Origin of the sequence: Herbaspirillum sp. C9C3 (genome assembly GCF_013359625.1) — a bacterium.
GTDB lineage: Bacteria > Pseudomonadota > Gammaproteobacteria > Burkholderiales > Burkholderiaceae_D > Herbaspirillum.
Window position 1 is genome coordinate 73,373 of record NZ_JABFMQ010000016.1, and the last position, 25,942, is coordinate 99,314.

The 25,942-nt window shown below is 63.3% G+C and carries 26 protein-coding genes; 8 read left to right on the forward strand and 18 right to left on the reverse strand.

Annotation, left to right across the window (positions count from 1 at the left end; genetic code table 11):
* Positions 1-1,377, reverse strand: coding sequence for a 30S ribosomal protein S12 methylthiotransferase RimO (gene rimO, locus HNO82_RS15495; protein ID WP_008329993.1), 1,377 nt, complete (start codon positions 1,375-1,377; stop codon positions 1-3).
* Between the two features lie 211 nt (positions 1,378-1,588).
* The gene (locus HNO82_RS15500) at positions 1,589-2,209 is read right to left on the reverse strand and encodes an FMN-dependent NADH-azoreductase (RefSeq protein WP_175344334.1); all 621 of its coding nucleotides are present in this window, start codon (positions 2,207-2,209) and stop codon (positions 1,589-1,591) included.
* Between the two features lie 99 nt (positions 2,210-2,308).
* On the opposite strand from HNO82_RS15500, the gene HNO82_RS15505 reads away from it, so the two are divergent.
* A complete protein-coding gene (locus tag HNO82_RS15505) occupies positions 2,309-3,169 on the forward strand; it encodes a LysR family transcriptional regulator (RefSeq protein WP_249777019.1) in 861 nt (286 codons plus the stop codon).
* 37 nt (positions 3,170-3,206) lie between these two features.
* On the opposite strand, the gene phaR is transcribed toward HNO82_RS15505, so the two are convergent.
* The 3 genes from phaR to phaC form a co-directional block, all read right to left on the reverse strand.
* Positions 3,207-3,773, reverse strand: a complete 567-nt coding sequence (gene phaR, locus HNO82_RS15510; protein ID WP_008329998.1) for a polyhydroxyalkanoate synthesis repressor PhaR — start codon at positions 3,771-3,773, stop codon at positions 3,207-3,209.
* 303 nt (positions 3,774-4,076) lie between these two features.
* A complete protein-coding gene (locus HNO82_RS15515; RefSeq protein WP_008330001.1) occupies positions 4,077-4,817 on the reverse strand; it encodes a 3-ketoacyl-ACP reductase in 741 nt (246 codons plus the stop codon).
* Between the two features lie 249 nt (positions 4,818-5,066).
* Complete coding sequence (phaC, locus tag HNO82_RS15520) at positions 5,067-6,926, reverse strand: class I poly(R)-hydroxyalkanoic acid synthase (RefSeq protein ID WP_175344335.1); 1,860 nt, start codon at positions 6,924-6,926, stop codon at positions 5,067-5,069.
* Positions 6,927-6,983: 57 nt separating this feature from the next.
* Here phaC and HNO82_RS15525 point away from each other — a divergent pair, with 57 nt between their 5' ends.
* Entirely contained in the window at positions 6,984-7,253 is a 270-nt protein-coding gene (locus HNO82_RS15525) for a hypothetical protein (RefSeq protein WP_175344336.1), read from the forward strand.
* 155 nt (positions 7,254-7,408) lie between these two features.
* On the opposite strand, the gene HNO82_RS15530 is transcribed toward HNO82_RS15525, so the two are convergent.
* Together HNO82_RS15530 and HNO82_RS15535 are read right to left on the reverse strand one after the other, a co-directional pair.
* Positions 7,409-7,672, reverse strand: coding sequence for a hypothetical protein (locus tag HNO82_RS15530; RefSeq protein WP_008330006.1), 264 nt, complete (start codon positions 7,670-7,672; stop codon positions 7,409-7,411).
* Positions 7,669-8,454: a sulfite exporter TauE/SafE family protein gene (locus tag HNO82_RS15535; protein WP_175344337.1), complete on the reverse strand. Its 786-nt coding sequence runs from the start codon at positions 8,452-8,454 to the stop codon at positions 7,669-7,671. Before HNO82_RS15535 ends, HNO82_RS15530 begins: the two co-directional genes overlap by 4 nt.
* Before the next feature lie 151 nt (positions 8,455-8,605).
* On the opposite strand from HNO82_RS15535, the gene HNO82_RS15540 reads away from it, so the two are divergent.
* On the forward strand, positions 8,606-9,499 hold the full coding sequence (locus HNO82_RS15540) for a LysR substrate-binding domain-containing protein (protein ID WP_008330010.1): 894 nt from the start codon (positions 8,606-8,608) through the stop codon (positions 9,497-9,499).
* Positions 9,500-9,577: 78 nt separating this feature from the next.
* Here the strand turns inward: HNO82_RS15540 and pgeF are convergent, their stop codons facing one another.
* The gene (pgeF, locus tag HNO82_RS15545; protein ID WP_175344338.1) at positions 9,578-10,324 is read right to left on the reverse strand and encodes a peptidoglycan editing factor PgeF; all 747 of its coding nucleotides are present in this window, start codon (positions 10,322-10,324) and stop codon (positions 9,578-9,580) included.
* Positions 10,325-10,336: 12 nt separating this feature from the next.
* Entirely contained in the window at positions 10,337-11,455 is a 1,119-nt protein-coding gene (locus HNO82_RS15550; RefSeq protein ID WP_175344339.1) for an RluA family pseudouridine synthase, read from the reverse strand.
* Positions 11,456-11,567: 112 nt separating this feature from the next.
* Between HNO82_RS15550 and HNO82_RS15555 the strand changes: the two genes are divergently transcribed.
* Positions 11,568-12,368 (forward strand): outer membrane protein assembly factor BamD, encoded by an 801-nt coding sequence (locus tag HNO82_RS15555; RefSeq protein WP_175344340.1) that lies wholly within the window; start codon positions 11,568-11,570, stop codon positions 12,366-12,368.
* A gap of 89 nt (positions 12,369-12,457) precedes the next feature.
* Here HNO82_RS15555 and yaaA read toward each other — a convergent pair whose 3' ends face one another.
* Positions 12,458-13,234 (reverse strand): peroxide stress protein YaaA, encoded by a 777-nt coding sequence (gene yaaA, locus HNO82_RS15560; protein ID WP_175344341.1) that lies wholly within the window; start codon positions 13,232-13,234, stop codon positions 12,458-12,460.
* Between the two features lie 472 nt (positions 13,235-13,706).
* On the opposite strand from yaaA, the gene HNO82_RS15565 reads away from it, so the two are divergent.
* The 4 genes from HNO82_RS15565 (at position 13,707) to HNO82_RS15580 (ending at position 16,519) form a co-directional block, all read left to right on the forward strand.
* Positions 13,707-13,991 (forward strand): hypothetical protein, encoded by a 285-nt coding sequence (locus HNO82_RS15565; protein ID WP_034350685.1) that lies wholly within the window; start codon positions 13,707-13,709, stop codon positions 13,989-13,991.
* 10 nt (positions 13,992-14,001) lie between these two features.
* Positions 14,002-14,523 (forward strand): putative toxin-antitoxin system toxin component, PIN family, encoded by a 522-nt coding sequence (locus HNO82_RS15570; protein ID WP_175344342.1) that lies wholly within the window; start codon positions 14,002-14,004, stop codon positions 14,521-14,523.
* A 63-nt stretch (positions 14,524-14,586) separates the two neighbouring features.
* Complete coding sequence (locus HNO82_RS15575; RefSeq protein ID WP_175344343.1) at positions 14,587-15,744, forward strand: pyridoxal phosphate-dependent aminotransferase; 1,158 nt, start codon at positions 14,587-14,589, stop codon at positions 15,742-15,744.
* Positions 15,745-15,826: 82 nt separating this feature from the next.
* The gene (locus HNO82_RS15580; protein ID WP_008330052.1) at positions 15,827-16,519 is read left to right on the forward strand and encodes a glutathione binding-like protein; all 693 of its coding nucleotides are present in this window, start codon (positions 15,827-15,829) and stop codon (positions 16,517-16,519) included.
* A gap of 57 nt (positions 16,520-16,576) precedes the next feature.
* On the opposite strand, the gene HNO82_RS15585 is transcribed toward HNO82_RS15580, so the two are convergent.
* The 8 genes from HNO82_RS15585 to HNO82_RS15620 all read right to left on the reverse strand — a co-directional run bounded on the left by HNO82_RS15585 (position 16,577) and on the right by HNO82_RS15620 (position 25,942).
* Positions 16,577-18,415: a sensor domain-containing diguanylate cyclase gene (locus tag HNO82_RS15585; protein ID WP_217509939.1), complete on the reverse strand. Its 1,839-nt coding sequence runs from the start codon at positions 18,413-18,415 to the stop codon at positions 16,577-16,579.
* A 191-nt stretch (positions 18,416-18,606) separates the two neighbouring features.
* On the reverse strand, positions 18,607-19,062 hold the full coding sequence (locus tag HNO82_RS15590; protein ID WP_175344345.1) for a MaoC family dehydratase: 456 nt from the start codon (positions 19,060-19,062) through the stop codon (positions 18,607-18,609).
* Positions 19,063-19,140: 78 nt separating this feature from the next.
* On the reverse strand, positions 19,141-20,169 hold the full coding sequence (locus tag HNO82_RS15595; RefSeq protein WP_175344346.1) for a GGDEF domain-containing response regulator: 1,029 nt from the start codon (positions 20,167-20,169) through the stop codon (positions 19,141-19,143).
* A gap of 30 nt (positions 20,170-20,199) precedes the next feature.
* The gene (locus HNO82_RS15600) at positions 20,200-21,222 is read right to left on the reverse strand and encodes a chemotaxis response regulator protein-glutamate methylesterase (RefSeq protein ID WP_175344347.1); all 1,023 of its coding nucleotides are present in this window, start codon (positions 21,220-21,222) and stop codon (positions 20,200-20,202) included.
* Positions 21,219-23,531 carry a hybrid sensor histidine kinase/response regulator gene (locus HNO82_RS15605; protein WP_175344348.1) on the reverse strand — a complete coding sequence of 771 codons (2,313 nt, stop codon included), beginning with the start codon at positions 23,529-23,531 and terminating at the stop codon, positions 21,219-21,221. The genes HNO82_RS15600 and HNO82_RS15605 overlap by 4 nt, the downstream gene beginning before the upstream one ends.
* Positions 23,528-24,205, reverse strand: a complete 678-nt coding sequence (locus HNO82_RS15610; RefSeq protein ID WP_249777020.1) for a chemotaxis protein CheW — start codon at positions 24,203-24,205, stop codon at positions 23,528-23,530. Before HNO82_RS15610 ends, HNO82_RS15605 begins: the two co-directional genes overlap by 4 nt.
* Complete coding sequence (locus HNO82_RS15615) at positions 24,198-25,478, reverse strand: CheR family methyltransferase (RefSeq protein ID WP_175344349.1); 1,281 nt, start codon at positions 25,476-25,478, stop codon at positions 24,198-24,200. The genes HNO82_RS15610 and HNO82_RS15615 overlap by 8 nt, the downstream gene beginning before the upstream one ends.
* Positions 25,475-25,942, reverse strand: a complete 468-nt coding sequence (locus tag HNO82_RS15620) for a chemotaxis protein CheW (protein WP_008330075.1) — start codon at positions 25,940-25,942, stop codon at positions 25,475-25,477. The genes HNO82_RS15615 and HNO82_RS15620 overlap by 4 nt, the downstream gene beginning before the upstream one ends.

A 25,942-nucleotide genomic window follows, 5' to 3' on the forward strand; every position in this document is an offset into this window, starting at 1 on the left:
TCACTCGGCGGCACCCCAGAGGTCGTGGGCATCGGCGGCGGTGATGCGCACGTCGACGAACTGGCCGACTTCCAGCTTGCGGTGCGGTTCGAAGGGTGGTTTTACGTAGACCACGCCATCGATCTCGGGCGCATCCGAGTAGGTGCGGCCGGTACCGCCGTTGCGGTCCACTTCATCGATGAGCACGCGCAGGGTCTTGCCGACCTTGGCTTGCAGACGCTTTTTGGAGATGTCTTCCTGCAGCTGCATGACGCGGCCACGGCGCTCTTCGCGCACTTCTTCGGGCACCGGATTGGCGATCTCGTTGGCGGTGGCGCCTTCCACCGGGGAATAGGCGAAGCAGCCCAGGCGGTCGATCTCGGCTTCCTTGAGGAAGTCCAGCAGGTACTCGAATTCAGCCTCGGTTTCGCCGGGGAAGCCGGCGATGAAGGTGGAGCGGATCGTAATATCCGGGCACAGCGCGCGCCAGGCCTGGATACGCTCGATGTTCTTCTCGCCATTGGCGGGACGCTTCATGCGCTTGAGCACGTCCGGGTGGGCGTGTTGCAGCGGCACGTCCAGGTAGGGCAGGATCTTGCCTTCGGCCATCAGCGGGATGATCTGGTCCACGTGCGGGTACGGGTAGACGTAGTGCAGACGCACCCAGGCGCCATATTGCTGTGCCAGCTCGCCGAGGGCACCGACCAGTTGGGTCATGTGGGTCTTGATGGGCTTGCCGTTCCAGAAACCGGTACGGAACTTCACATCCACGCCATAGGCGCTGGTGTCCTGCGAGATCACCAGCAATTCCTTCACGCCGGCCTTGAAGAGGTTCTCGGCTTCGAGCATGACATCGGCGATGGGGCGCGAGACCAGATCCCCGCGCATGGAGGGGATGATGCAGAAGCTGCAGCGATGGTTGCAGCCTTCCGAAATCTTCAGGTAGGCGAAATGCTTGGGGGTCAGCTTGACGCCCTGCGGCGGCACCAGGTCGATGAAGGGCGCATGCGGCTTGGGCAGGTGCTTGTGCACGGCCTGCATGACTTCGCCCACGGCGTGTGGGCCGGTCACTTCGAGGACCTTGGGGTGGATCTTCTGGATGATGTCGTCGCCGTCGGCATCCTTCTTGGCGCCGAGACAGCCGGTGACGATGACCTTGCCGTTTTCGTTCAGGGCTTCGCCGATGGCGTCCAGCGATTCCTGCACGGCAGCGTCGATGAAACCGCAGGTATTGACGATCACCAGATCGGCGCCGTCATAGGACTTGGCGGTATCGTAGCCTTCGGCGCGCAGCTGGGTCAGGATCTGTTCGGAATCGACCAGTGCCTTGGGGCAGCCGAGGGAGACGAAACCGACCTTGGGCAGGGCCGGGGTGGCGGGGGAAGACGGGTTGGACATGGCAGATGGCTCAGTGAGGCGGGCCGGAAACGGCCGACAATACGGGAAAAAGCAAAAAATGCTTTAAAAATCAGGGCGCTATTGTACAACGTCCACTGCCGGGCGCTTGCTTTTGACGGTTTCGGGTGTACTTCGGGTGGGATCGCAACCGTCTCGGTCGCCTGACTGGTACTTGGCGAGAACGTGAGCTAACAGCAATTCGACATGCCAATCAGAAGTTGGATGCAATCTCTACAGCCTGCTGCTCCGCACGCTGCCTGGTCTGCTCGAAGTCAGGATTGACCACGGTAGGCGCAAAGTGAATTTGCTGAATATCCTCCACGCCAACGAACTTCAGCCAGTCGGTCAGATAGGGCGTACTGAAATCGGATCCGAAGTTCACCGGAATACGATGGTGATAGACACCACTGGCATGTATGATGCAAGCCTTTTTATTCTTCAGAAGGCCGCTGTATCCCTTCTCAAGATCGAAGCCGAATGCCCAGCCCGGCTGGGTAACGACGTCAATGAACTGCTTGAGAATATAGGGCAGGCCGTTGTTCCAAAGGGGTACGTTGATCACGTAGGCATCGGCAGAAGCAAACCGGTCAAACACTTCCCTGATGCCGGCCCATGCGCGTTTTTGTTCGGTGGCCGCCTCTGCGCCGGTAAACAGGGCCATCTTCGCACTGACGGCTAGCTCCCCGAACTCCGGCAGTTTTCCGGAGAACAAATCGAAGCGATCAACTTCAATGGCCTTGCGCTTTTTCAGTTCGCACAGAAACACTTCCGCGAGCTGCAACGAACGGCTGTCTGTACTGCGAGACGACGAATTGATATGCAGAATCTTCATGCTGTAGGTCCTCCTTGAGTTAAGTTTTTTAACTCTAAAGCAAGGATTTCCCTGAAGGAATTCCCAAAAATCAGCCTTCCTCTGTGCATAAATACCCATATGAATAGCTTGCAATGGGACGATGTTCGATATTTCCTGACCTTAAGCCGCGAAGGTAGCCTGTCCGCCTCAGCCAGATTGCTCGAAGTCGAACACTCAACGGTAGCGCGCCGCGTAGGCAATCTTGAAAAGACGCTCAAGGTCAAATTGTTTGACCGCTTGGCACGTGGATGGGTATTGACCAGGGAAGGCGTGGAACTGTCCAGGCAGGCAGAGTCGCTGGAAATGGAAATGCTCTCGCTGTGGCGTACGGCGTTAGCTAACACCACGCTGTCAGGCACGGTGCGTCTGTCGGCGCCGCCGATCCTGATGAGCGACTTTCTGGTTCCCAGATTGTCGTCTTTTCAGGAGAAATACCGGGAGATCGAGCTGGAGCTGATCGGCGAGAGTCGCGGCGCCGACCTGAGTCGCCGAGAAGCGGATATCGCATTACGCATGAGCGAACCAAAGAGTCCGCAACTGGTGGCACGTCTGTTGTGCAATGTGAACTACAAGCTCTATGGGGTACCGGCATGGCTGGAGAGACCGGAATCCGAGCGTTCATTCATCGGGCTCGACCTGAGGAGCGACTGCTGGCAAAAGATCTGGCTGGAAAAATATGTAAGCCCACGCAGTTACGCGCTAAGGACCAACGACATTCGCGCCATGTACCACGCCGCATTGTCCGGGATCGGCATGGCGCTCTTGCCGCGATTCATGGTGGCAGAAGACAGTCGGCTTGTGTCCATACCGATGCCGAAGTCCCCGCCGCCCTGCCCCTTGTACCTCGTCATGCATTCCGACGTACGCAGAGCACCACGCATCCGCGCGACGGCTGACTTTCTGATCGACCTGGTGCAGTCGCACGCCCACAACTTCTGAGCGGTCCAGTCAGCCTGCGGGGAGGAGAAAGAACCGTTTATTTCTTCTGATCCGGCGGCGTACCCGGCGCACCAAAGGGGAAGGTACCAAACATGTTCTTGGTCTGACTCTGCATCTGCTCCTGCATCTGGATGAACAGGTTCTTGCTCTGTTCGATGTAGTTGCTCATCATGCCCTGCATCATCGGACCTTGTACGTTCATGAACTGCGTCCACATCTCGGGGCTGAAGGGCTTGCCTTCGTAGAAGCCCTTGGAGTTCTCGGCCAGCTTGTTCTGGATGTCGATGAAGGTCTGGATGTTCTTTTCCAGGTAGTTGCCCATCATGCCCTGCATGGCATGGCCGTAGTAACGGATGATCTGCGACAGCGCGCCGCTGGAGAACATCGGCACGCCATGCGACTCTTCTTCCAGGATGATCTGCAACAGAATGCTGCGGGTCAGGTCGTCGCCGCTCTTGGCGTCGACCACGGTGAATTCTTCATTGTCCAGCACCAGTTGCTTGACGTCGGTCAGCGTGATGTAGGAACTGGTCTGGGTATCGTACAGACGGCGGTTGGGATATTTCTTGATCAAGCGATCTGCCGAATTTTTTGCAGTAGTCATCTGAAGTCCAGTCTCTCTCTCATTGCAGCCGTCTTGCCGGCCTTGGTTTGCAGCGGTGCGGGTGGCATCGATGCGGTCCTCACCCGCGGGCGTCCGGGACATTGTGCTGTCCTCTCCTTGCTTCTTCTCTCTTCTACTGTGTGCCACCTGCTTTTTGCAGGGCAGCAACGCAAGCCATTATAGGGGCGAAGAGCGGCAAAAGGGGAGCCCTGACGTGCCAGACTGACAAAATCCCAGCCCGTGACACACGTAAAAACGGCCACGCATGCGGCACTGCCGCGCACGTGGCCGTCGAAGACGGCATCAGCCCATGTACAGGCCGCCGTTGAGCGAGAAGTCCGAACCGGTGGCGTACCCGCCCTCAGACGAGGCGATCCAGGCGACGATGGAGGCGATTTCCTCCGGCTCACCCAGGCGCTTGACGGGAATACCGGAGACGATCTTCTCCAGCACTTCCGGACGGATGGCGCGCACCATGTCGGTCCCGATATAGCCCGGCGAGACGGTGTTGACCGTCACGCCCTTGGTCGCCACTTCCTGCGCCAGCGCCATGGTGAAGCCGTGGATGCCGGCCTTGGCGGTGGAATAGTTGGTCTGGCCGAACTGGCCCTTCTGGCCATTGACCGAGGAGATATTGATGATGCGACCAAAACCGCGCTCGCACATGCCCTCGATGACCTGCTTGGTAACGTTGAAGAGCGAATTCAGGTTGGTGTCGATGACCGCATCCCAGTCGCCCTTGCTCATCTTGCGGAACTGGCCGTCGCGGGTGATGCCGGCGTTGTTGACCAGCACGTCCACTTCGCCGATCTCGGCGCGCACCTTCTCGAAGGCGGCCTTGGTCGATTCCCAGTCCGAGACGTTGCCTTCGGATGCGTGGATGTCATAGCCCTGGCCGCGCATGGTCGCCAGCCAGGAATCCTTGCGGGTGGAATTGGGACCGCAGCCGGCCACCACGGTGTAGCCGTCCTTGCACAGACGGGTGCAGATGGCGGTTCCGATGCCGCCCATGCCGCCGGTCACATATGCGATACGCTTGCTCATTATGCTGCCTCCTATAGGGATGGTGATTTATTGGGGTAAGCCCTGCTCCCCTCTTTCGCGTCTGCTTTGCGCCGCATTGGTGGAGGCCCTTCGCGCGAAGGGCGCTCCTTTGTCTTGTCAGGCCGGGCTGCGCCGCGGATGCGCTGTCGGCCGTCTCTCTCTGTCGGCGGGCCGGTACCGGTCACCGCCCTCTTCTTTATCCATGCCGCCGGCTTCTGTGGCCCTTCCTGGCCGGCTGGCAGATTCGCATCAACCAGCCGCCTGGTCGGCCTTGACCTTGACGTAGCGTCCCGGTGCCGGTTCGATGGGCTTGTAGCGCGTCGAACCCGCAGCCTTGGGGGCAGCCACCTTGCGCCCGCCATGCTTGGCCAGGAAGGCGGCCCACTCGCCCCACCAGCTGCCCGGATGCTCGGTCGCACCCGCCATCCAGGTATCAGCATCGCTGCCGGCACGGGCCTTGTCGTTGATCCAGTAGTTGCGCTTGTTCCTGGAGGCCGGATTGATCACTCCCGCAATGTGACCCGAGGCGCCCAGCACGAAGCGGTTGTTGCTGCGCTTGCCGGCATTGATCAGCTCCAGCGACGCATAGGCCGATTTCCACGGCACGATGTGGTCATCGCGCGAGGCATAGATGAAAGCCGGCGCGCTGATCTTGCGCAGGTCGATCTTCTCGCCGCCCACGGTGAGGCGCCCGGGTTCCTTGAGCGCATTCTCCAGATACATGTGCCGCAGGTAGTAGCAGAACATCGGCCCGGGCAGGTTGGTGCTGTCGGCATTCCAGTACAGCAGGTCGAAGGCGCTGGGCTTCTCGCCCTTCAGGTAATTCGATTCGACGTAGTTCCACAGCAGGTCGTTGGGACGCAGGCTGGAGAAGGCACTGGCAAAATCGCGTCCGGCCATCAGGCCGCGCTGGCCGATCATCTGCTCGCGCAGGGCCAGCTGCATCTCGTCGATGTAGACATCGATGGCGCCAGTGTCGGAGAAATCGAGGAAGGTCGTCAGGAGTGTCAGGCTGGACACCGGATCTTCGCCGCGCGCGGCCAGCAGCGCCAGCGCACAGGACAGGATGGTGCCCCCCACGCAGAAACCGAGCGCATTGATCTGCGGCTGCTTGCTGATTTCCTGGACCAGATGGATGGAGCGCACCACGGCGTCATCCACGTAGTTTTCCCAGGTGGCGGTCTCGACCGTGGCATCAGCATTGCGCCAGGAAATCAGGAACACGGTATGCCCCTGCTCCACCGCATAACGCACCAGCGAATTCTGCGGTTGCAGGTCGAGAATGTAGAACTTGTTGATGCAGGGCGGCACGATCAACAACGGCACCGCATGCACGGTCTTGGTCAGCGGTGCGTACTGGATGAGCTGGAACAGTGCGTTCTCGAAGATCACCGAACCGGCACTGGCGCCCACGTCGCGACCCACTTCGAAAGCGGTCTCGTCCGTCTGGGAGATGTGCCCCTTCTGCAGGTCGGCCAGCAATTGCGCGATGCCTTGCGTGAGACTCTCGCCGCGTGTCTCCAGGATCTTCTGCTGCGCCACCGGATTGGTGGCCAGGAAGTTGGCCGGTGACATCGCATCAATCATCTGCTGCACCGCAAAACGCAGTTTGTGGCGCACCTTCTCGGTGCCCTTGACCGCATCGGCCAGGGCCAGCAGGAAGCGGGAATTCAACTGGTAGGCGGCCGCCTGGAACGCGAAGTAAGGGTGTTCCTGCCAGGCCGGTGCCGACAGGCGGCGGTCGGTGATGGCCGGCGTCTTGGCCGCCAGCATCGACTGCCACAGCTCGCCGAATTCGCGGGTGTAGTCCTGCTGCAGGCGGACCAGATCGGCGGGATCGAGGGTGGCACCCAGGTCGCCAAGTTGCTTGAGCAGGACCGTGGGATCGATCTGCCCGGCACCGGGCGGCATCGCACCACCGGGGAAACCCTGAAAGCCCGGCATCTGCGGCATGCCCGGCATCGCGGGCACGGGCGGCAAATGCGACTTGAACTGCTCGAACTGGGATTGGAATTGGGACTGCAACGAGGTCCAGAACTTCGGATCGGACATCTGTGCCAGCCACGCGGATACATCGGGAGAGGGTTGCTGCGGATTCTGCTTGTTCATGCTCGGATCTGCAATTTTCGCGTATCGTTACGGTTTGTCTCGAAGCGTCACTTCACCATGGTCATCGTCGCTATCGCATGGCTCTACGTCGTCTTCATGATGTCGATCACCGAACAGTCGGCGATTGCTGGCGTCGCCACTTTCCTGCTGTACGGGATAATTCCCCTGACCATCGTTTTATACCTGATGGGTACGCCGCAACGCAAGCGGAATCGTCAAAAGATGAAGAAATTGACAGCTGAGCGCAAGGAAGAAATCAGCGATGAGCCGCCCGTCAAACGCGAGTCCGTCAACCCGGATGGGGCACCGCGCGATCCCGCTGGGTGAGTCCTCCCCCTTCCGATGCTCGTGCGGAAAACTTAGAAAACGACATCAACCGCCAAGCTGTGCGCGCCTCCACAACGCCCGCAGCATGCCGGTTTGCGCACTGCATCATGCAGTGATGCCGGGCGGCAAAACTCAGCAAAACGACCAAGATCACGTCAGCCTCGCGCCACCCGTCGCAAGGTGATCCGGCGATAGCAGGGTTTCAGTACGGCAAGCATGTCGCGCAGCACCGCCGATCCACGCCAGGGTGGCGAAACATAGGCCATCCGTAACTTCAGGCCATCGCGGTCACGTAACTCACAATCAAGCATGGCGATCATGCTGCCATCGAGCCAGGCATAGACATGCACTTCATTGGCCTGGCGCTGCCGGGGGCCTTCGATCTGCCAGCCGCGGGACTGCTGGATGGCGTGACTCATCGTGTCGCCTCCAGCAGATCGAGCAGGTGCCAGGCCAGATGCAGACCCAGCAGCAGCAAACCGATGAAGAAGCAGCGACGGAAGGTGGCGGCGCGCACCCGCGCCCGCACCCGGCTGCCGATGGCCATACCCAGCAAGGCGGGCAACAGCACCATCAACGACGCCCAGCCTACGCCTGCGCTGAAGGCTCCCGCTTGCCCCAGGTTGACGGCCAGGGCCAGCGTGGAGACGGTAAAGGACAAACCCAACGCCTGGATCAGCTGGTCGCGCGGCAAGCCCAGCGCTTGCAGATACGGTACCACCGGAATCACGAATACGCCGGTGGCCGCCGTCACCAGCCCTGTCAGCAAACCGATGAGCGGCGACCACCAGCGCTCATGACGGGGCGGTACCGTCGGTGTCCAGGCTGCCAGTCCGGCCAGCGCATACAGCATCAGCGCCACACCCAACACCACGATGGCATGACGGCCACCATCGGCGCGCATGAATCCGGCACCGGCCAGCGTGCCGATGACCACGCCTGCGAGCAGCGTCCACAGGCGTTTTGCCAGCATCAGCAAGGCGCCGCCCGTGGCCAGCTGCCAGCCATTGGTGACCATCGAGGGCAGGATCAGCAAAGCCGCTGCCTGCACCGGTGACATCACCAGACTGAGCAATCCGATGGCCACCGTCGGCAGACCCAGGCCGATCACGCCCTTGACGAAGCCGGCCAGCAGGAACACGGCCAGGCTCACGGCCAGCGTCGCGGCGTTCATCTCGACAAGGGAAAGCAGGCTGGGCATGGCGGGAAAAGGAGTGTGAAGAGAGGATGGCGAAGAATCGATGCTTGCCAGTCTGCCAGTCCTCGCCCGCCCTGAAAATGTGGAATACACTTAGCCAGCCTTCGGCCTGGCCGAAGGCTCAACGCGACTCCCCCACCTTCCAGGCACACCGATGAGCCATCGTTTCGAACTGTCCGACCTGCGTCTTTTCCTGCACATTGTGGAAAGCGGCAGCATCACGGCCGGCGCCGAACGCGCCCACATGGCGCTGGCCTCGGCCAGTGCACGCATTCGCAACATGGAGGATGCACTGGGCACCGCCCTGCTGGAACGCGGCCGGCGCGGTGTGCAGACCACCGATGCAGGGCGCGCCCTGGCCCATCACGCACGCATGATGGCGCAACAGATGCAGCAGCTGCGCGATGAACTGGGCCAGTATGCGCAGGGCCTGAAGGGCCATATCCGGCTGCTGTGCAATACCTCGGCCATGACCGAATTCCTGCCGGAAGTGCTGGCCCGGTTCCTGGCCCGGCATCCGCACACCGATATCGAACTGGAAGAGAAACTGAGCTATGAAGTGGTGCAGGCCGTGGTCGATGGCGTGGCCGATGTCGGCATCATCGCCGACTCCGCCGACAGCGGCCCGCTGCAGACCTTTCCGTTCCGCCAGGATCATCTGGTGGCGGTGCTGGCCAGGAAACATCCGCTGGCGCGCCGCAAGTCATTGGCCTTCAGTGAATTGCTGGGCGAGGATTTCATCGGACTGTCCGGTGACAGCGCCCTGCAACAGCACCTCTCCAGCCATGCCGCCCGTGCCGGACGGCGTCTGCAATACCGGGTGCGGCTGCGCAGCTTCGACGGCATCTGCCGCATGGTGGAGCATCAGGTGGGCGTGGCGGTGATTCCGGCCACGGCGGCCCAGGACTGCGCGGCGCACAGGGATATTCGCACCATCCCGCTCACCGATGGCTGGAGCCGGCGCCAGCTGCTCATCTGCGTGCGCGGGCTGGAAGGCTTGCCCGGCCCTACGCGCGAACTGATCCTGGCCCTGCAAGGCCACGCGTGAGGCAGCAGGAAAAATGGCGGCGCCGCAGAGCCGCCATCGATCAGGCAAAGAAGGATTCGCCCCCGCTCGCAGTCTTGCTCACTTGAGCCAGATCAGCGAGCCCATGCGTCCGGTGGTCTTGTCGCGCCGGTAGGAATAGAAACGGGAATCGGCCACGGTACAAAGGCCGCCTCCGCTGACCTCCTGCACATCCACGCGGGCCAGGCGCTGGCGGGCCAGTTGGTAGATGTCAGCCAGGTATTTTCCGGGGCGTCCCGGATACCCACGGAAGGCCATGTGCGCCGCGGGCAGTTCCGCCATGAAAGCCTCGCGCACCTCGGCGCCGACCTCGAAATGCTCCGGCCCGATGGCCGGCCCCAGCCAGGCCAGGATGTCCTGCGCGCCACGTGTGCGCATGGCCGCCACGGTCTGTTCCAGCACGCCGGCAGCCAGCCCGCGCCAGCCGGCGTGGGCGGCACCGACGACGCTGCCGGCGCGGTCACAGAACAGCACCGGCAGGCAGTCGGCCGTCATCATCACGCACACCGCGCCGGGCGTACTGCTGATGCAGGCGTCAGCCGTGGGCTGGTCGGGCAGCGCGGCGGCATCGAGCACCGTCACGCCATGCACCTGCGTCAGCCAGGCCGGTTCGGCGGGCAGCAGGCGGCGCAGCAGCGCGCGGTTGCGTGCCACCCGCTGTGCATCGTCCTCGACGTGGGTGCCCAGATTCAGGCCGTAGCCGCCCTGCCCGTCCCCGTAGGGCGCCGGGCTGAAGCCGCCGGCGCGCAGGGTGGTCAGAGCACCGATGTTATCGGGTGCGGCCCAGTCGGGGATCAGCAGTTCCATGGGCGGGCTCGCTCAATAGTCGTCATCGTCTTCGTCATAGTCGCCCAGGACCGGATCGGCCTCCTCGCTCATCTCCGGGATGACCGCCAGGGCCGGGTCGATGTGGGCGCTCTTGAGCAGGGCTTCGATATCCGCCGGCAAGGGTGCCGCCCACTGCCGGAACTTGCCCGAAGTCGGATGCACCAGGCCCAGGCGCCCGGCCAGCAGTGCCTGACGCGGGAAGATGGGCGCCAGATGCTGCTTGCCATAGAGCGTATCGCCCACCAGCGCAAAGCCCAGCGATTGCAGGTGTACGCGGATCTGATGGGTACGACCGGTTTCCAGGCGGCAATGCACCAGACTGACCGGCTTGCGGTCGATCTCGCCGGTCGCCAGGCGACGGTAATGGGTCACCGCCGGCTTGGCGCGCATGCTCTGCGACACGGCCATCTTGATGCGGTCGCGCGGATGGCGCGCCATCGGTGCATTGATGGTACCGGAGAGCTGCGGCAGGCCCCACACCAGCGCCAGGTACTGACGCTTCATGCTGCGTGCCTGCAACTGACGCACCAGGTCGGTCTGGGCGGCCAGGGTCTTGGCCACCACCATCAGGCCGCTGGTTTCCTTGTCCAGACGGTGCACGATGCCGGCGCGCGGCACGTTGGCCAGGGCCGGGCAATGATGCAGCAGGCCGTTCAACAGCGTGCCGCTCCAGTTGCCGGCGGCCGGATGCACCACCAGGCCGGCCGGCTTGTTCAAGATGATGATGGACTTGTCCTCATGCAGGATGTCCAGATCCATGGCTTCGGGGGCATAAGGCTGGTCGGCCGGCACCGATTGCGGCGCCACCTCCACCAGCTCGTCGCCCAGCATGGTCATCTTGCCCTTGGCGGGCGCGCCGTCAACGGTCACGTGGCCGTCTTCGATCCATTGCTGGATGCGGCTGCGCGAGAATTCGGGCATCAGGCCGGACAGGACCTTGTCCAGCCGCTGGCCGATGACCTCGTCATCCAGGCGAAAACTCAGGGGCTCCAGGCTGGAGACGCTTTCCTCACCGGCTTGCTCGCCGTCATCGAAATCGTCCTCCAGCGGGAGGTCGGTCTTTACAGGCTCATCGCCATTTGTAATCGGAAGGGGTTTCTTACGTGACATCAGCTATAATCGCCGGATCGGGTTGATTGTATTTCGGGTATCGATGCAGCCGGCTCGGGTAGGCGCACAGCGCCATGCACAACTGATAGTCCCAGACAAGCACACAAGAGTCATGCACAAAATCTTATTGAAGTTTTTCATCATCGGTTTTGCCCTCTCGCTCACCGCCTGCGGCCTCTTGCCGGAACAAAAGGACGAGACGGTCGGCTGGTCTGCCCCGAAATTATACTCGGAAGCCAAGGATGAACTGAATGCCGGCGGCTACGACAAGGCGATCAAGTATTTCGAGAAGCTGGAATCGCGCTACCCCTTCGGTACCTACGCCCAGCAGGCACAGATGGACATCGCCTACGCCTACTATCGCCAGAACGAGCAGGCGCAGGGTCTGGCCGCGGTGGACCGCTTCATCAAGCTGCACCCGAACCACCCCAATGTGGACTACATGTACTACCTGCGCGGCCTGATCAACTTCAATGATCGCACCAGCATCTTCGACACCTTCACCGACCAGGACAACACCGAGCGCGATCCCAAGGCCATGCGTGACGCCTTCGACTCGTTCAAGCTGCTGGCCGAACGTTTCCCCGACAGCAAGTACACCCCGGACGCCATTGCCCGCATGAAATACCTGGTCAATGCCATGTCGCAATACGACGTCCACGTGGCCAACTACTACTTCCGCCGTGGCGCCTACGTGTCGGCCGCCAACCGCGCCCAGGCTGCCATCAAGCAGTATCCGGATTCCCCGGCCAACGAAGAGGCGCTGTTCATCCTGATGCGCTCCTATGAGGCTCTGGGCCAGACCAAGCTGAAGGAAGATACCGAACGCATCATCCAGGCCACCTATCCCAACAGCCCCTGGTACCACGGCGGCCCCAAGCCCAAGTCCAAGCCCTGGTGGAAGGTCTGGTAAGCCCGACCCGGCAACGACAAGCAAAAAAACCTCGCCATGCGCATGGCGAGGTTTTTTTTCGCGTTGCCGGTGGACCTGTCGGCCCGGGCTCAGCCCTCCAGCTTGCGGCGGAACACCCAGCTGCTCTCGGTCGAGACTTCGGGTGCAAAGGCATAGCCCTCGACATCGAAGCCCTTGAGCTTTTCCGGCTGGCTGATGTTCTTCTGGGCCGCATAGCGCGCCATCAGGCCGCGCGCCCGCTTGGCATAGAAGGAAATGATCTTGTACTTGCCGCCCTTCCAGTCCTCGAACACCGGACAGACCACCTGTGCCTTGAGCAGCTTGGGCTTGACCACCTTGAAGTATTCCTCCGAAGCCAGGTTCACCAGCACCGGCGTCTTCTGCGCCGCCAGTTCGCCATTGAGCGCCTCGGTGATCTCGCTGCCCCAGAAGGCATAGAGATCCTTGCCGCCCGGATTGGCCAGCTTGGTGCCCATCTCCAGGCGGTACGGCTGCATCAGGTCCAGCGGGCGCAGCATGCCATACAGGCCCGAGAGGATGCGCACGTGCTGCTGCAGGTAATCCAGCTGCCTGGCATTGAGCGAGCCGGCATCCAGCCCTTCGTAGACGTCGCCGTTGAAAGCCAGCACGGCCTGCTTGGCATTTCTGGTGGTGAACTTGCGCGACCAGCTGGCATAGCGGTTCACGTTCAGCACCGACAACTGGTCGGAAATGCCCATGAGACTGCCGATCTCGGCCGGCGACTTGGTCTTGAGGACCTCGATGAGTTCGGCCGAACGCGACACGAAGGCGGGCGTGGTGTGGAGCTCGGTGTTGGCAGGCGTGTCATAGTCCAGCGACTTGGCGGGAGACAAAACAATCAGCATGAGGCGTTCATCCAATGATCAGGTTGGGACAGAGTGGCCGTCATGATACCCAAAGCGCGGCGCTTGCGTGCGGAGGGGGGCGGCTGGAAGCCGATATGAAAGTCTGGACAACAAAATGCCGGTTGTTGCGCCTTTGAAGCGTGCACCGCGGCTCCTACACTGAAGCATTGGACATGATGGCGAACCCTGGCGCCAGGACGCTCAAGCGCCCGTCCGTCGACGGCGGCACGGGGGAGCAGCGTGGCCGCACGGAGAGCGGGATCGGTTCCGATTCAAGTTCGGCAGCAGACTTGCCGTTAATCAACAAGGCAGCAAGCAGGTGATTTGGCAAGGAAGCAAGGAAGCACGGCAGCAGCAGCTCAGTCTTCCAGGGCCGACATCGTCTCGGCACTTTGCCGGCATTTTGCTGTCCATGAGAGACAAGGGCAGCCCTGCCCGCCTGACCCCGCCGGCCACCGGCAAGGAGGACATCATGAAACGAGACAAAGCCCTCATGGGCGAAATCCTGAAACAGCTGGCAGCCTTCGGCACTCTCTACGGCGACGTCGAGAAGATCCAGAGCACCCTGCCCGGACAGGTGGCGCCGGAGGTGATCCTGCATCATCTGCGCCTGCTCTATGACCGGGGGCTGGTGGCGGTGGACATGCACAATTTCTGGCGCGTCACCGATCAGGGGTATGATGCGCTCGAAGCCGGCGGCGATCTCTTTGCCAAGCAGGAAGCGCCGCCTCCCGGCCATCGCGGCATCGACAACTAGTTTTCACTCAATGAGCATCCAGGCAACACCTTCCCTCAGCGCTGTGCTTCCCCAGTCTTCCGGCCCTGCTGCTGACGCCCCCGCCGGGCGCCAGCGCGTGGTGCTGGACACCAACGTTTGTCTGGACCTGTTCGTCTTCCGCGACCCGCGCTGGGCCGCCTTGCTGGCAGCTCTGGAGCAAGCAACGGTAGAGGCCTACACCCGCGAGGATTGCCGCAACGAGTGGCTGGCCGTGCTGGACTATCCGCATCTGCCGGTCACGCCCGAGACCAAGCCGGCCATCTGCGCCGAATTCGACCGCCTGCTGCGCTGCCTGCCGCTGGCGCAGGTCAATACCTTCGGCCTGCCCCTTTGCACCGATGGCGATGATCAGAAATTCCTCGAACTGGCCCTGCAATGCCAGGCCCACGTGCTGGTCAGCAAGGACAAGGCCGTTCTCAAACTCGGCAAGCGCACCCTCAAGCGCGGCCTCTTTGCCATCGTGCCGCCCCAGCTCTGGCGGGCCGATGCCTTCCTCGATCCGGCGACCTGAAGCGCCGCGAGAATCCGGCTAGAATAGCGGGCTTGCGATCATCACAAGAACGAGCCCGCTGCAATGAGCACCCCCAACATCGTCACCAAGCTGCCCAAGGTCGGCACCACCATCTTCACCGTCATGTCTGCCCTGGCCAGCGAAAAAGGCGCGGTCAACCTGGGGCAAGGCTTCCCTGATTTCCATTGCGATCCGGCGCTGGTCGATGCCGTCACCCGCGCCATGCAGGAGGGTCTGAACCAGTACCCGCCCATGGCCGGTGTGCTGCCGCTGCGCGAAGCCATCGCCGACAAGGTCGAGCGCCTCTACGGCCATCGCTATGACCCGGTCTCCGAGATCACCGTCACCGCCGGTGCCACCCAGGGCATCCTGACCTCGGTGCTGTGCGCCGTGCATCCGGGCGATGAAGTCATCGTGATCGAACCGGTTTATGACTGCTACGTCCCCGCCATCGAGCTGGCCGGTGGCGTACCGGTGTTCGTACAGATGGAAGTGGGCGCGGCGGGTTACAGCATCCCCTGGGACAAGGTCAAGGCAGCCGTCACGCCCAAGACCCGCATGATCATGGTCAACACCCCGCACAACCCGACCGGCAGCGTCATGCGCGCCGCCGACGTGGCCGCGCTGGCCGACATCGTACGCGGCACCGATATCCTGATCCTCTCCGACGAGGTCTACGAGCACATGGTCTTCGATGGCCAGCCGCATGAATCGCTGGCACGCCATCCGGATCTGGCCGGGCGCAGCTTCATCAATTCCAGCTTCGGCAAGACCTATCACGTCACCGGCTGGAAAATTGGCTATGTGGCGGCACCGGCTGCGCTCACCGCAGAATTCCGCAAGGTCCACCAGTTCAACGTCTTTACCGTCAACACCCCGGTGCAGTATGGTCTGGCCGAGTATATGAAGAACCCGGCACCGTACCTGGACTTGCCGGCGTTTTACCAGAACAAGCGTGACCTTTTCCGCGCAGGACTGGCCAACACCCGTTTCGAGCTGCTGCCCTCGCAGGGCACCTATTTCCAGTGCGTGAAGTACGACGCCATCTCGGACCAGTCCGAAGCCGACTTCTGCAAATGGCTCACCAGTGAAATCGGCGTGGCGGCCATCCCGGTCTCGGCCTTCTACAACACGCCCAAGGAATCGGGCATCGTGCGCTTCTGCTTCGCCAAGAAGGATGAAACGCTGCAACTGGCGCTGGACCGGCTGGCGAAGCTGTAATAAGACGGTCAGTGCGCAAATCGTTTAGATGTTTTCGATAACGTGACTTCCCCCTCAACACGACACGCAGAAAAGGAACGCCATGATTGACGTCTACAGCTGGGCTACCCCCAATGGCCACAAGGTCCACATCATGCTGGAAGAATGCGGCCTGCCCTACACCGCGCATGCCATCGATATCGGTGCCGGTGACCAGTTCACGCCCGAATTCCTGAAGATCTCGCCCAACAACAAGATTCCCGCCATCGTCGACCCCGATGGTCCGGACGGCGCACCGATCTCGCTATTCGAATCCGGCGCCATTCTGATCTACCTGGCCGGCAAGACGGGGCGCTTCCTGGGCGAGACCGTGCGCGAGAAGTATGAAGTGCTGCAATGGGTGATGTTCCAGATGGGCGGCCTGGGGCCGATGCTGGGCCAGGCGCATCACTTCCGCCTGTACGCGCCGGAGCAGATCGAATACGCCGTCAACCGCTACAGCAACGAAGCGCGCCGCCTGTATCAGGTCATGGACAAGCAACTGGGCCAGCATGCTTACCTGGCCGGAGACAACTACACCATCGCCGACATCGCCTGCTTCCCCTGGACCCGTTCGCACAAGAACCAGGGTATCGATCTGGCGGATTTCCCCAACGTCAAGCGCTGGTTCGATGCCATCAACGCGCGTGCCGCCGTACAGCGTGGCGTGACCGTGCTGGCCGACCAGCGCAAGCCGCTGCAGGACGACAAGGCCCGCGAACTGCTGTTCGGCAAGAGTCAGTACCAGAAACGCTGATCAGCACGAGGGACGGGAACTGGCTGGGAGCACGGCTGCACGCCAGCCGCACCCGACTCAGGGACAGGCAAAGGGCGCAAACTCGAAACGGTTGCGCCCTTTTTCCTTGGCGCGGTAGAGGGCATCGTCGCTGGCGCGCAGGACCTGCTCCTGACCGATGCAGTCGCTCTGCATCAGGGCGATGCCGATCGACAACGTCACCTCCACCTCCTTGCCCTCGTGCAGCATGGGATGACTGGCAAAGCTGGCCTGCAGCCGCATGGCGAACTCGGCGGCGGCCTGCAGATTGGCGCCGGTCAGGATCACCGCGAATTCCTCGCCGCCCAGTCGGCCCGCGGTATCGGTCCTGCGCAACTGGCTCTTGAGCACTTGCGCAAAATGTGTGAGGACCTGGTCGCCCACGGCGTGACCGAGGCTGTCGTTGATGCGCTTGAAATGATCGAGGTCGCACATCAGCACCGCCGCCGTATCGAGCATGCCGCGCTGGATGCGGTTGTACTCTTCCTGCAGGCGCTGCATGAAGAAACGACGGTTGGGCAGCTGGGTGAGGAAATCGGTGAGCGCGAATTCCTGCAGCTCCAGTTCGAAGGTCTTGCTCTGGCTGATGTCACTGATGAAGCCATGCCACAGCGTGGTGCCGTCTTCCAGGCGGCGCGGACGCGCCTGGCCGCGCAGCCAGCGCACGCCATGGTCGGCCGAGATGACGCGGAACTCCAGCATCCAGTGCGCAGCGCCGGCCAGAACCGCCTGGCGCGCCGCCTCGTATAGGGGCAGGTCTTCGGGATGGATGACGGTATCGATGATGGCGGGTGTCTCCAGCAACTGCTGAGGCGTCAGGCCATAGGTCTCGCGCGCCCCTTCACTGACGTAGGTGAAGTAACCGCGCTCGCCGGGCGGAACGCGAAACTGAAACACCATGCCGGGAATCTCGCTGGTCAGGTAATCGAGCATGCGGCTGCTCTTGGCCAGTTTTTCCGTAAGCCGCTTGATCTCGGTGATGTCGGTGGTGGTACCGATCATGCGCAGCGCATTGCCCTGGGCATCGCGCGCCACCACCTTGCCACGGCTGCTGATCCACTTGTAGCTGCCGTCGCGGCAGCGGATGCGGTGCTCCACCTGGTAAGTGTCCGAGCGCGAAGCAAAATGCTGGCGGATGCTCTCCTGCACCTCGGGCAGGTCGTCCGGATGGATGCGCTGGTAGGCATCTTCCAGATGGCTGGACAGCTCCCAGTCCTCGTAACCGAGGATGGCCTTCCAGCCGCGCGAATAATACATCTCGCCGGTCACGGCATTGCGGTCCCAGATGCCGGTGCCACTGCCCTCGATGGCCAGCGCCATGCGCTCGTCGGCTTCGCCCGGCGGCTCGCTCTTGACGCGCGCATGGACCGGTACCAGCGCCCGCTCGATGGCCAGCATGGCCATCGATACCGCTGCGCCGACGGTATCGCGATAGGCCTGATCGGAATGAGAGGCGTGGCCAAGTGCCTCGGTGGCGGCGCAAATGGTCAGGATGCCCGCGACTTCACCTGCGAAGGAGCGCAGCGGCAGCATTTCCAGCAGGCAGCGTTCATGGCGCGCCGCCAGTGCGGTCAGGCCATGCCAGAACTGCGGCGTATCGGGATCGTCCACCTCCAGCGCGGTCAGCTCGGCCAGGAAGGCCGGCGCCACGCGCGGGGCCGCGCCCACGCGCATGCGGCGAGCCTGCGGATCGAACAGGAAGATGGCCAGGGCACGTTGCGGATAGCTGCCCGAGAAACCGCTGGCGATCCGGTCCAGCAATTGCTCCAGCGGCGCACCGCGCGCAATGTAGGACAGCGTCACGTTGTTGAAGGCGAGCGCCTTCCGGTTGAACTCGGGATCGGCGTCGATCTGGCAGGGCGGGCGTTCTGGCATCATGAGCAACAGGATCGGCAAGGACGCGGCGGTGGCAGGCACGCCACCGTACGTAAAGACATTAGCACCTTATGACAACTTTTGTCAGCTTCGCACCCTGGCCCGCATGAAAAACCATGCCGATCGGCAAGGACGATGCCATCAGGCCACACAATGTATGAGCTTCTGCGAGGAAGCGTGCAGGTGTTGCGCGCCTAGTACCGGCGTACGAGGAATTCGGCCACGCATACCGGCTTGTCCGAACCTTCACATTCCACGGTAATGAGCCAGGTCAGTTGCACGCCCCCGGGGATGTCCTCGGTGGACTCCAGCCGGATGATGCCGCGCACTTTCCGCCCCACCGGCAGGGGCGCCGGGAAGCGTACGCGATTCAAGCCATAGTTGAGCAGCATGCGCACATCCGGCCCCAGGCTGATGGACTCCGAGAGCAGGCGCGGCAACAGCGCCAGCGTCAGGAAACCATGGGCCACGGTGCCACCGTAGGGCAGCTCGCGGGCGGCGCGTTCGGGGTCGACATGAATCCATTGGTGGTCGCCGGTGGCGTCGGCGAAACGGTCCACCTGCTCTTGCGACACGCTGATCCAGTCACTGCTGGCCACTTCCTGGCCCGCCAGCGATTTCAGTTCTTCCAGGCTGGCAATGGTACGCATGCTGGCTTCCTTCCCTTGTCGTTATCGTATGTATGGGCCACGGGCGCACGGTGCGCGGCCTTCCTTGTCGTCCTGTGTTCAGCCGTCCTGCCAGACCACCCGGTTGCGGCCCTGCTGCTTGGCCAGGTAGAGACGACGGTCAGCCATCTCGATCAGTTCGCGGATGTCCTGCTCGGGGCTCGGTACCATGGTGGCAGCACCAATGCTCACGGTGAGCCAGGCACCGACCTTGGAGCGCTCATGCGGGACTTGGTTCGCCTCGATCAGCTGGCACAGCTTCTGGCCCAATGCCTGCGCCCCCTCCAGCGGGGTGCGCGGCAGGATCATGGCAAATTCCTCGCCGCCGAAGCGCGCCGACAGGTCGGCCGGGCGCTGGATGCTCTCGTCCAGCGTCTGCGCCACCTGGCGCAGCACCGCATCGCCTGCGACGTGACCATAGTTGTCGTTGTAGAGCTTGAAGAAATCCACATCGATGAGCAACAGCGACAGGTGCAGCCCGTCCCGCCGTGCGCGGCGCCATTCGGCACCCAGGTAGTCATCGAAATATCGACGGTTGGCGATGCCGGTCAGGCCATCGGTATTGGTCAGGCGCTGCAGCTCGAAATTGGTCTTCTGCAGCTGTTGCTGGCTCTCGCGCAGGGCACGGTACGCCGCGTCCCGCTGCAGCAGGTTGATGTAGGAGCGCGAGTGATAACGCAGCCGCGCCACCAGTTCGATCACATCCGGCAATTTGACCATGTAATCGTTTGCCCCGCCGCCAAAGGCGTCGCGCTTGATCACGGCATCATCCCGCGAAGACAGCACGATGATGGGCACATTGGCCAGCACCGGGCTGGCGCGGTACTGTCGCACCAAAGTCATGCCATCTACGCCCGGCATCACCAGGTCCTGCAGGATGACCGTGGGTCGCGTCTTTTCGGCCACGGCCAGCGCCTCATCGGCACGGGTGCAGAAGTGGAAGTCGATGTTCTCTTCGCTGGCCAGGGCGCGACGGATGGCCTCCCCGACCATGGCCTGGTCATCCACCAGCAAGACCATGATCCTGTACTCCTCGGCGGGCAAGACGGGGCCGCCGCCCGGGGTGTCGGTTGCTTGCACCGAGCTCATCATGCTTTCCTTCATTTCAATTCAATGGCCTCACGCTGCGGCCAGCAGTGTCTGCAGTCGCGCCGCCATGGCACTGACCGGCAAGACATCGACGGCGGCGTTGAGCGCTACGGCAGCCTTGGGCATGCCGTAGACGGCGCAGCTTTTCTGGTCCTGCGCCAGGGTGTGGCAGCCATTGTCGCGCAGGGCCTTGAGGCCGGCAGCGCCATCACGGCCCATGCCGGTCAGCAGTACGCCGGTGGCCCGGCCTTCCCAGTGGCGCAGGATACTATGGAAGAAGGCATCCACCGAGGGCCGGTAGACATCGCCTGGCGCGCCGTCGATGTAGCCAAGACGGTTGCCTTCCTTGAAGACGAGATGGTGGTTGCTCCCTGCCAGCAGGACCTCGCCCCGGCGCGGCAGGTCGCCTTCGACGGCCAGGCGCACGCGCAGCACCGACTGCTGCTGCAGCCATTGCGCCATGCCGGGGGCGAAGGCGGCATCGATATGCTGCACGATCACGATACTGCCGGGAAACTCGCGCGGTACCAGCTTGAGCAGGGTCGACAGCGCCGCCGGTCCGCCGGCGGAGGCACCGATGGCCACTAACGGCGCCAGGTCCCCGTGGGCGGCCGGCAGTGGCGGGCGCACCGGTCGTCGCACGGGTGCGGCCATATCGTCCGGGCTCAGGCGTCCGAGATTGTCGATCTTCTCGATCAGGGCCGCCGCATCGCGCTTGCCGGCCGCACCGATGAGCGCCGGCGTCTGGGTGGCGTCGAGTGCGCCATATCCCATGGCTTCGTAGATCTTGGCGGCGCTGGTATCCATGTCGGAGGTCACCACCAGGATCGGGCACGGGGTGTCCTGCATGATGCGGCGGGTGGCTTCCACACCATCCATCTTGGGCATGAGCAGGTCCATCAGCACCACATCGGGCAACTGCCAGGCACACATCTGCACGGCCTGTTCGCCATCGCGGGCGATCCAGATCAATTCGTGGCGGCCACTCTCGGCAATCACCCGGCGCAGCACTTCCACCATCATGGGGGTGTCGTTGACGATGCCGATCTTCACGTTGTCGCCTCTCCAATCAAGTCTACGACGGCCTGCAACAGGCTTTCATCGTGGAAACTGCTCTTGGTGAAGTAATGATCGGCACCTGCGGCCAGGCCACGCTGCCGATCTTCTTCACGATCCTTGTAGGACACGATCATCACCGGCAGCGCCTGCAATTGCGGCGCACCGCGGATCAGTCCGACCAGCTCGATGCCATCCATGCGCGGCATGTCGATGTCGGTGATGACCAGGTCGAAGGGCTCGGCACGCACGGCGTTCCAGCCATCCATGCCATCCACGGCCACCGTGACCTGATACCCCCGGTTGCTCAGCAACTTGCGTTCCAGCTCACGCACGGTGAGCGAGTCATCCACCACCAGCACCTTCTTGCGCACGACCACGGCGGCCTCGCCGGCACCATCCTGGTCGACCGTCTGCAGGCGTCCGGAAGCGGTCAGCTTTTGCACCGTGCGCAGCAGGTCGGCCACGTCCAGGATCAGCAAGGGTGCGCCATCTTCCATCAGGGCACCGGCCAGGATGTCGGCAATCTTGCCCAGGCGTGGATCCAGCGGTTGCACCACCAGCATGCGCTCGCCCAGGAAAGCATCGACCGCCACCCCGTAGCTGTGTTCTCCCTCGCCGATGACCACGACGCACACGCTGCCATCACGGGCGCGCCACTGGCCGCGCTGCAGCACCTGGTGCGCACTGACCAGGCCGACCTGGCGGCCCTCATGGCTGAAGTGCTGGTAGCCTTCCAGGGTCTGCAGGGCTTCGGCCGGCAAACGCAAGGTCCGGTTGACGTAGGCCAGCGGAAACGCATAAGGTTCACCGGCAATGTCCACCAGCAGGCTGCGGATCACCGACAGCGTCAGCGGCAGCTGCAACAGGAAGCGGCTGCCCTGCCCGCTGCGCGTGGTGATACGGATCGTGCCACGCACCTGCTTGAGCATGTCGGCCACCACGTCCAGACCGACGCCGCGACCGGAAATCTCGGTGACCGTCTCGCGCAGGCTGAAGCTGGGCAACAGCAGGAAATCCAGCAATTCCGCCTCGGACAGGCGCGCGGCAATCTCCGGGGTCGACAGTCCTCGTGCTACCACGGTGCGGCGCAGTTCCTCCAGGTCGATGCCGGCACCATCATCGGCCACCTCGATCAAGAGCATGCCGGCACTGTGACGTGCCTCCAGCCGCACCACCCCCTGTTCCGGTTTGCCGGCCGCACCGCGCGTGAGGGGATCCTCGATGCCATGGTCGACCGCGTTACGCAGCAGGTGCCCCAGGGGCGCCTCCAGTTTTTCGAGGATGTCGCGGTCGATCTGGGTGGCATTGCCGTGGATGTCCAGTCTCACCGACTTGCCCAGTGCATGACCGACATCGCGCACCATGCGCGCAAAGCCGGCGGTCCCGTCCGCAAAGGGCCGCATGCGGCAGGCCAGCGCCTCATCATAGAGCTGTTGCGAGAGATTGACCGAGCGCCGGTCAAAGGCATCCAGCGCAATCAATTGTTCCCCCAGCAGTTGCTGGTTGGTCTGCATCAACGCACGCAGTTCGCTCAGGGTGGCCTGGGCGAATTCATCGAGCTGGCTGGTCGACAGTTTCTGTTGCAACAGGTCCAGCGCCTGCACGGCTTCACGCTGTACGCGCTTCATGCGCAGCATGCTGGCCGAAAACGGCTTGAGGCGACGCGACTCCACCAGCGATTCGCCGGTCAGGCTCAACAGCCGGTCCAGGCTGTCCGCACTGACCCGCACGGCACGCGCAGCCGGTAGCGACGAGGCAGTCTGCGCGAGCGGGGAAACGGCAGCGGCTTGCGCCGTCGGCAGCGAGGAGGGAGAGCCAGCTGGCTGCGTGGCCGCCTCGGCAGCCTGGGCCTCCTGCATCGCCGCCGAAGGCACCGGCCAGGGATCGGCCTGGCCGCCACTCATCACGGCCGGCAAGGCTTGCAGGAAAGCCTGTACTTCAGCGTGGCCGGCAGAATCGGCCCAGGACTCGTCGCCGTCAGGCGGCGAGGCGATACGCCCCAGCAGATCGGCGCCGCGCAGCAGGACGTCGATGTGCTTCTTCTCCAGCAGCAGCTTGCCCTGCTGCGCCAGCACGAAACAGTCCTCCAGCACATGGGCCACCTTGACTGCCGTTTCCAGTCCGACGATGCGGGCCGCACCCTTGAGCGAATGGCCGGCACGCATGCAGGCCTCCAGGTGTTCGGCGGCCGTCGGTTGCTGCTCCAGCGCCAGCAGGCTGGTGTTGAGCTGGGCGATCTGGCTTTCCGCCTCGAAGCGGAACAGGTCCAGCATGGACATCTGGCTGAGATCGGGCGTACTCATGTCATGCTCCGGTTGAGTACGTAGAACAGCAATTCGTGGTCCAGCAGGCCGATGGGACGACCGCGCCATTCCAGCATGCCACGTGTGTACTGGATCGCCGCCTGGGCCAGCGTGGTAGGCACCGGTGCCAGGCTCTGCGGGGCGTAGCGATGGACGCCGGCCACTTCCTCCACCGGAAACACCAGCACCTGCCCTTCATGGGCGGCCACCAGCAGATGCGGCGCCGGGGTCTGGTCCGGCAGCTGGAACAGCCGGGCGAGCCAGACGCAGATGCGCAGGCTGCCGCGAATGTTGAGTACTCCGGCAATGGCGGCATTGCGCTGATGCGGCAGGCTGTGCAGCGGGCGCGTCGCGGTCACTTCCTGGACCACGGAGGTGGCGATGGCCAGCCACTCGCCGGCCACGCGTACCACCAGGGCCGAGGCCATTGCGCCGCGCTCCTGTCCGCTCTCCGCCTGCGCCTGGGTTTCGCCCGCGTGCAGCCATTGCTGTGCCACCTCGGCCGAGGCCTCGACGCGATCGAGCTGCTGCAGGGCAGCGCGGGCAAAGGTCGGACAGTTCAGGCAGCGGATGTGCTGCGCCAGTTCGGCACAACTGCCGTCGCCCTTGGTACCGATGCGATTCCAGCAGGCATCCGGCGTCGTGGGCGCGGGGGGCATCGTCGGCTCAGCCATGATGCGGCTCCTCGCTCGCCGTCACGCGATCGGCGCGCTGCCGCAGACGTTCTGCCCCGGCCGGATCGCCCTGGGCCTGCAACAAGGCCGCCAGCTGCAGCAAGGCGGCCTGGTGCCGGGGCGCCAGATAGAGCACCTTGCGATAGCAGTGCCGGGCCTGCTCGGTCTGCCCCCCAGCATCGTGGATCAGGCCCAGCAGGTAGAAGGCGTCGGCACTGGGCCCCTGCTCGCCGATGGCCTGCTCGCACAATGCGGCGGCCTGGGCCAGTTGCCCCTGATCGGCCAGAGAGCGGGCACGCTGCAGCACCGTGCGGGCAGGGTTCGACGGGGCGGGCTCAGCGGGGAGCGCAGGCGCGGCGGCACCAACCGCCCTTGAAGTCGGGGGCACGACCGGCCGCCGTCGACCACCGAGGTCGGAGGGTGCCAAGAGCGGCAGCGGCATGACCAGCGGCGCTTCGCGCGTGGCCGAGCGCGGCACCGCCACGCGCTTGCGAAAACCAAAGGCCAGTGCAATGCCGGCCGACTCCAGGCGCGGACTGAGCAGGATGCCGCCTTCGGCGGGACCGACGAAGATCAGTCCATCGGGTTTCATGAGACTTTCCAGCAATGTCACGACCTGGCGCTGCACCTCGCGCTCGAAGTAGATCAGCACATTGCGACAGAAGATGACATCGTAAGGAGCGGCCTGGCGCAGAAAGTCCGGTGCCAGCAGATTGCCGGGCGCAAAGCGGACCAGCTGGCGTATCGCTTCATGCAGTTGCCAGCCCTGCTCCGCAGGCGTGAAATGGCGGTCCCGGAAACCCAGTTCCTGGCCCCGGAAGGAATTGCGGCCATAAAGACCGGCGGCAGCAATTTCCAGCGAGCGTGTCCGGATATCGTAGGCGTCGATGACGAACTGCGATGGCATCACCCCCGCCTCCAGCAACGCCATGGCCAGCGAATACGGCTCTTCGCCAGTGGAACAAGGCAGGCTGAGAATGCGCACCGGTACGGTCGGCTGCGCCGCCAGACGTTCGCGCGCCAGGCGCGCCACGGCCAGGATGGCTTCACGATCGCGAAAGAACCAGGTCTCCGGCACCACGGCCAATTCGATCAATGCCTGCAACTCGACCGCCGAACTTTGCAGCCGCGCCAGATAGCGGCCATCGTCATCGATTTCCAGCGCCGCCATGCGTTCGCGCACCACGCGCTCGATGAGGCTGCTGCCCACGGTGGCCATGTCCAGCCCCATGGCGGATTTGAGCCTGTCGGCGATCAGCGGCAGACTCTTCATGCCGGCACCTCGGGATAGAGCAAGGCGCGCGTGGCCGGATCGAGCAGGTCGCCCACCTCCACCCGTTGCAGCAATCCGCCCTGATGGGGCATGACCGGCCCCAGATAGGGCGCGCCCTCATTGCGCACGGCAGCGGGCACGAAATCATCAGGATCGATGCGCAAGGTCTGCGTGGCCTGTTCCAGGATCAGCCCGAGCAACACCGCCACCGCCTGGCTGTGGTGGTAGTGCACCAGCACCAGGCGCGTGCTCACGCGGGCCGGGGCGGGCCGCCCCAGCACCAGCATGGACAGGTCGATCACCGGCACATGGCCGAGGCCATGCGGCAGCAGTCCGGCCACCCAGGCCGGCGCGCCGGGCAAGGACTTGCAGGGCGACAGCGGCAACACCATCGCCACCTCGGCAGTGGGCAAGGCGTAGCGCTCTTGTCCAAGGGAAAACAACAAGTGCAGGCACTGGCTCAT

Coding starts and splice junctions, on each gene's coding strand:
- rimO (WP_008329993.1), bottom strand. CDS start 1,377: ATGTCCAACCCGTCTTCCCCCGCCACCCCGGCCCTGCCCAAGGTCGGT.
- HNO82_RS15500 (WP_175344334.1), bottom strand. CDS start 2,209: ATGAAGATTCTGCATATCAATTCGTCGTCTCGCAGTACAGACAGCCGT.
- HNO82_RS15505 (WP_249777019.1), top strand. CDS start 2,309: ATGAATAGCTTGCAATGGGACGATGTTCGATATTTCCTGACCTTAAGC.
- phaR (WP_008329998.1), bottom strand. CDS start 3,773: ATGACTACTGCAAAAAATTCGGCAGATCGCTTGATCAAGAAATATCCC.
- HNO82_RS15515 (WP_008330001.1), bottom strand. CDS start 4,817: ATGAGCAAGCGTATCGCATATGTGACCGGCGGCATGGGCGGCATCGGA.
- phaC (WP_175344335.1), bottom strand. CDS start 6,926: ATGAACAAGCAGAATCCGCAGCAACCCTCTCCCGATGTATCCGCGTGG.
- HNO82_RS15525 (WP_175344336.1), top strand. CDS start 6,984: ATGGTCATCGTCGCTATCGCATGGCTCTACGTCGTCTTCATGATGTCG.
- HNO82_RS15530 (WP_008330006.1), bottom strand. CDS start 7,672: ATGAGTCACGCCATCCAGCAGTCCCGCGGCTGGCAGATCGAAGGCCCC.
- HNO82_RS15535 (WP_175344337.1), bottom strand. CDS start 8,454: ATGCCCAGCCTGCTTTCCCTTGTCGAGATGAACGCCGCGACGCTGGCC.
- HNO82_RS15540 (WP_008330010.1), top strand. CDS start 8,606: ATGAGCCATCGTTTCGAACTGTCCGACCTGCGTCTTTTCCTGCACATT.
- pgeF (WP_175344338.1), bottom strand. CDS start 10,324: ATGGAACTGCTGATCCCCGACTGGGCCGCACCCGATAACATCGGTGCT.
- HNO82_RS15550 (WP_175344339.1), bottom strand. CDS start 11,455: ATGTCACGTAAGAAACCCCTTCCGATTACAAATGGCGATGAGCCTGTA.
- HNO82_RS15555 (WP_175344340.1), top strand. CDS start 11,568: ATGCACAAAATCTTATTGAAGTTTTTCATCATCGGTTTTGCCCTCTCG.
- yaaA (WP_175344341.1), bottom strand. CDS start 13,234: ATGCTGATTGTTTTGTCTCCCGCCAAGTCGCTGGACTATGACACGCCT.
- HNO82_RS15565 (WP_034350685.1), top strand. CDS start 13,707: ATGAAACGAGACAAAGCCCTCATGGGCGAAATCCTGAAACAGCTGGCA.
- HNO82_RS15570 (WP_175344342.1), top strand. CDS start 14,002: ATGAGCATCCAGGCAACACCTTCCCTCAGCGCTGTGCTTCCCCAGTCT.
- HNO82_RS15575 (WP_175344343.1), top strand. CDS start 14,587: ATGAGCACCCCCAACATCGTCACCAAGCTGCCCAAGGTCGGCACCACC.
- HNO82_RS15580 (WP_008330052.1), top strand. CDS start 15,827: ATGATTGACGTCTACAGCTGGGCTACCCCCAATGGCCACAAGGTCCAC.
- HNO82_RS15585 (WP_217509939.1), bottom strand. CDS start 18,415: ATGATGCCAGAACGCCCGCCCTGCCAGATCGACGCCGATCCCGAGTTC.
- HNO82_RS15590 (WP_175344345.1), bottom strand. CDS start 19,062: ATGCGTACCATTGCCAGCCTGGAAGAACTGAAATCGCTGGCGGGCCAG.
- HNO82_RS15595 (WP_175344346.1), bottom strand. CDS start 20,169: ATGAGCTCGGTGCAAGCAACCGACACCCCGGGCGGCGGCCCCGTCTTG.
- HNO82_RS15605 (WP_175344348.1), bottom strand. CDS start 23,531: ATGAGTACGCCCGATCTCAGCCAGATGTCCATGCTGGACCTGTTCCGC.
- HNO82_RS15610 (WP_249777020.1), bottom strand. CDS start 24,205: ATGGCTGAGCCGACGATGCCCCCCGCGCCCACGACGCCGGATGCCTGC.
- HNO82_RS15615 (WP_175344349.1), bottom strand. CDS start 25,478: ATGAAGAGTCTGCCGCTGATCGCCGACAGGCTCAAATCCGCCATGGGG.
- HNO82_RS15620 (WP_008330075.1), bottom strand. CDS start 25,942: ATGAGCCAGTGCCTGCACTTGTTGTTTTCCCTTGGACAAGAGCGCTAC.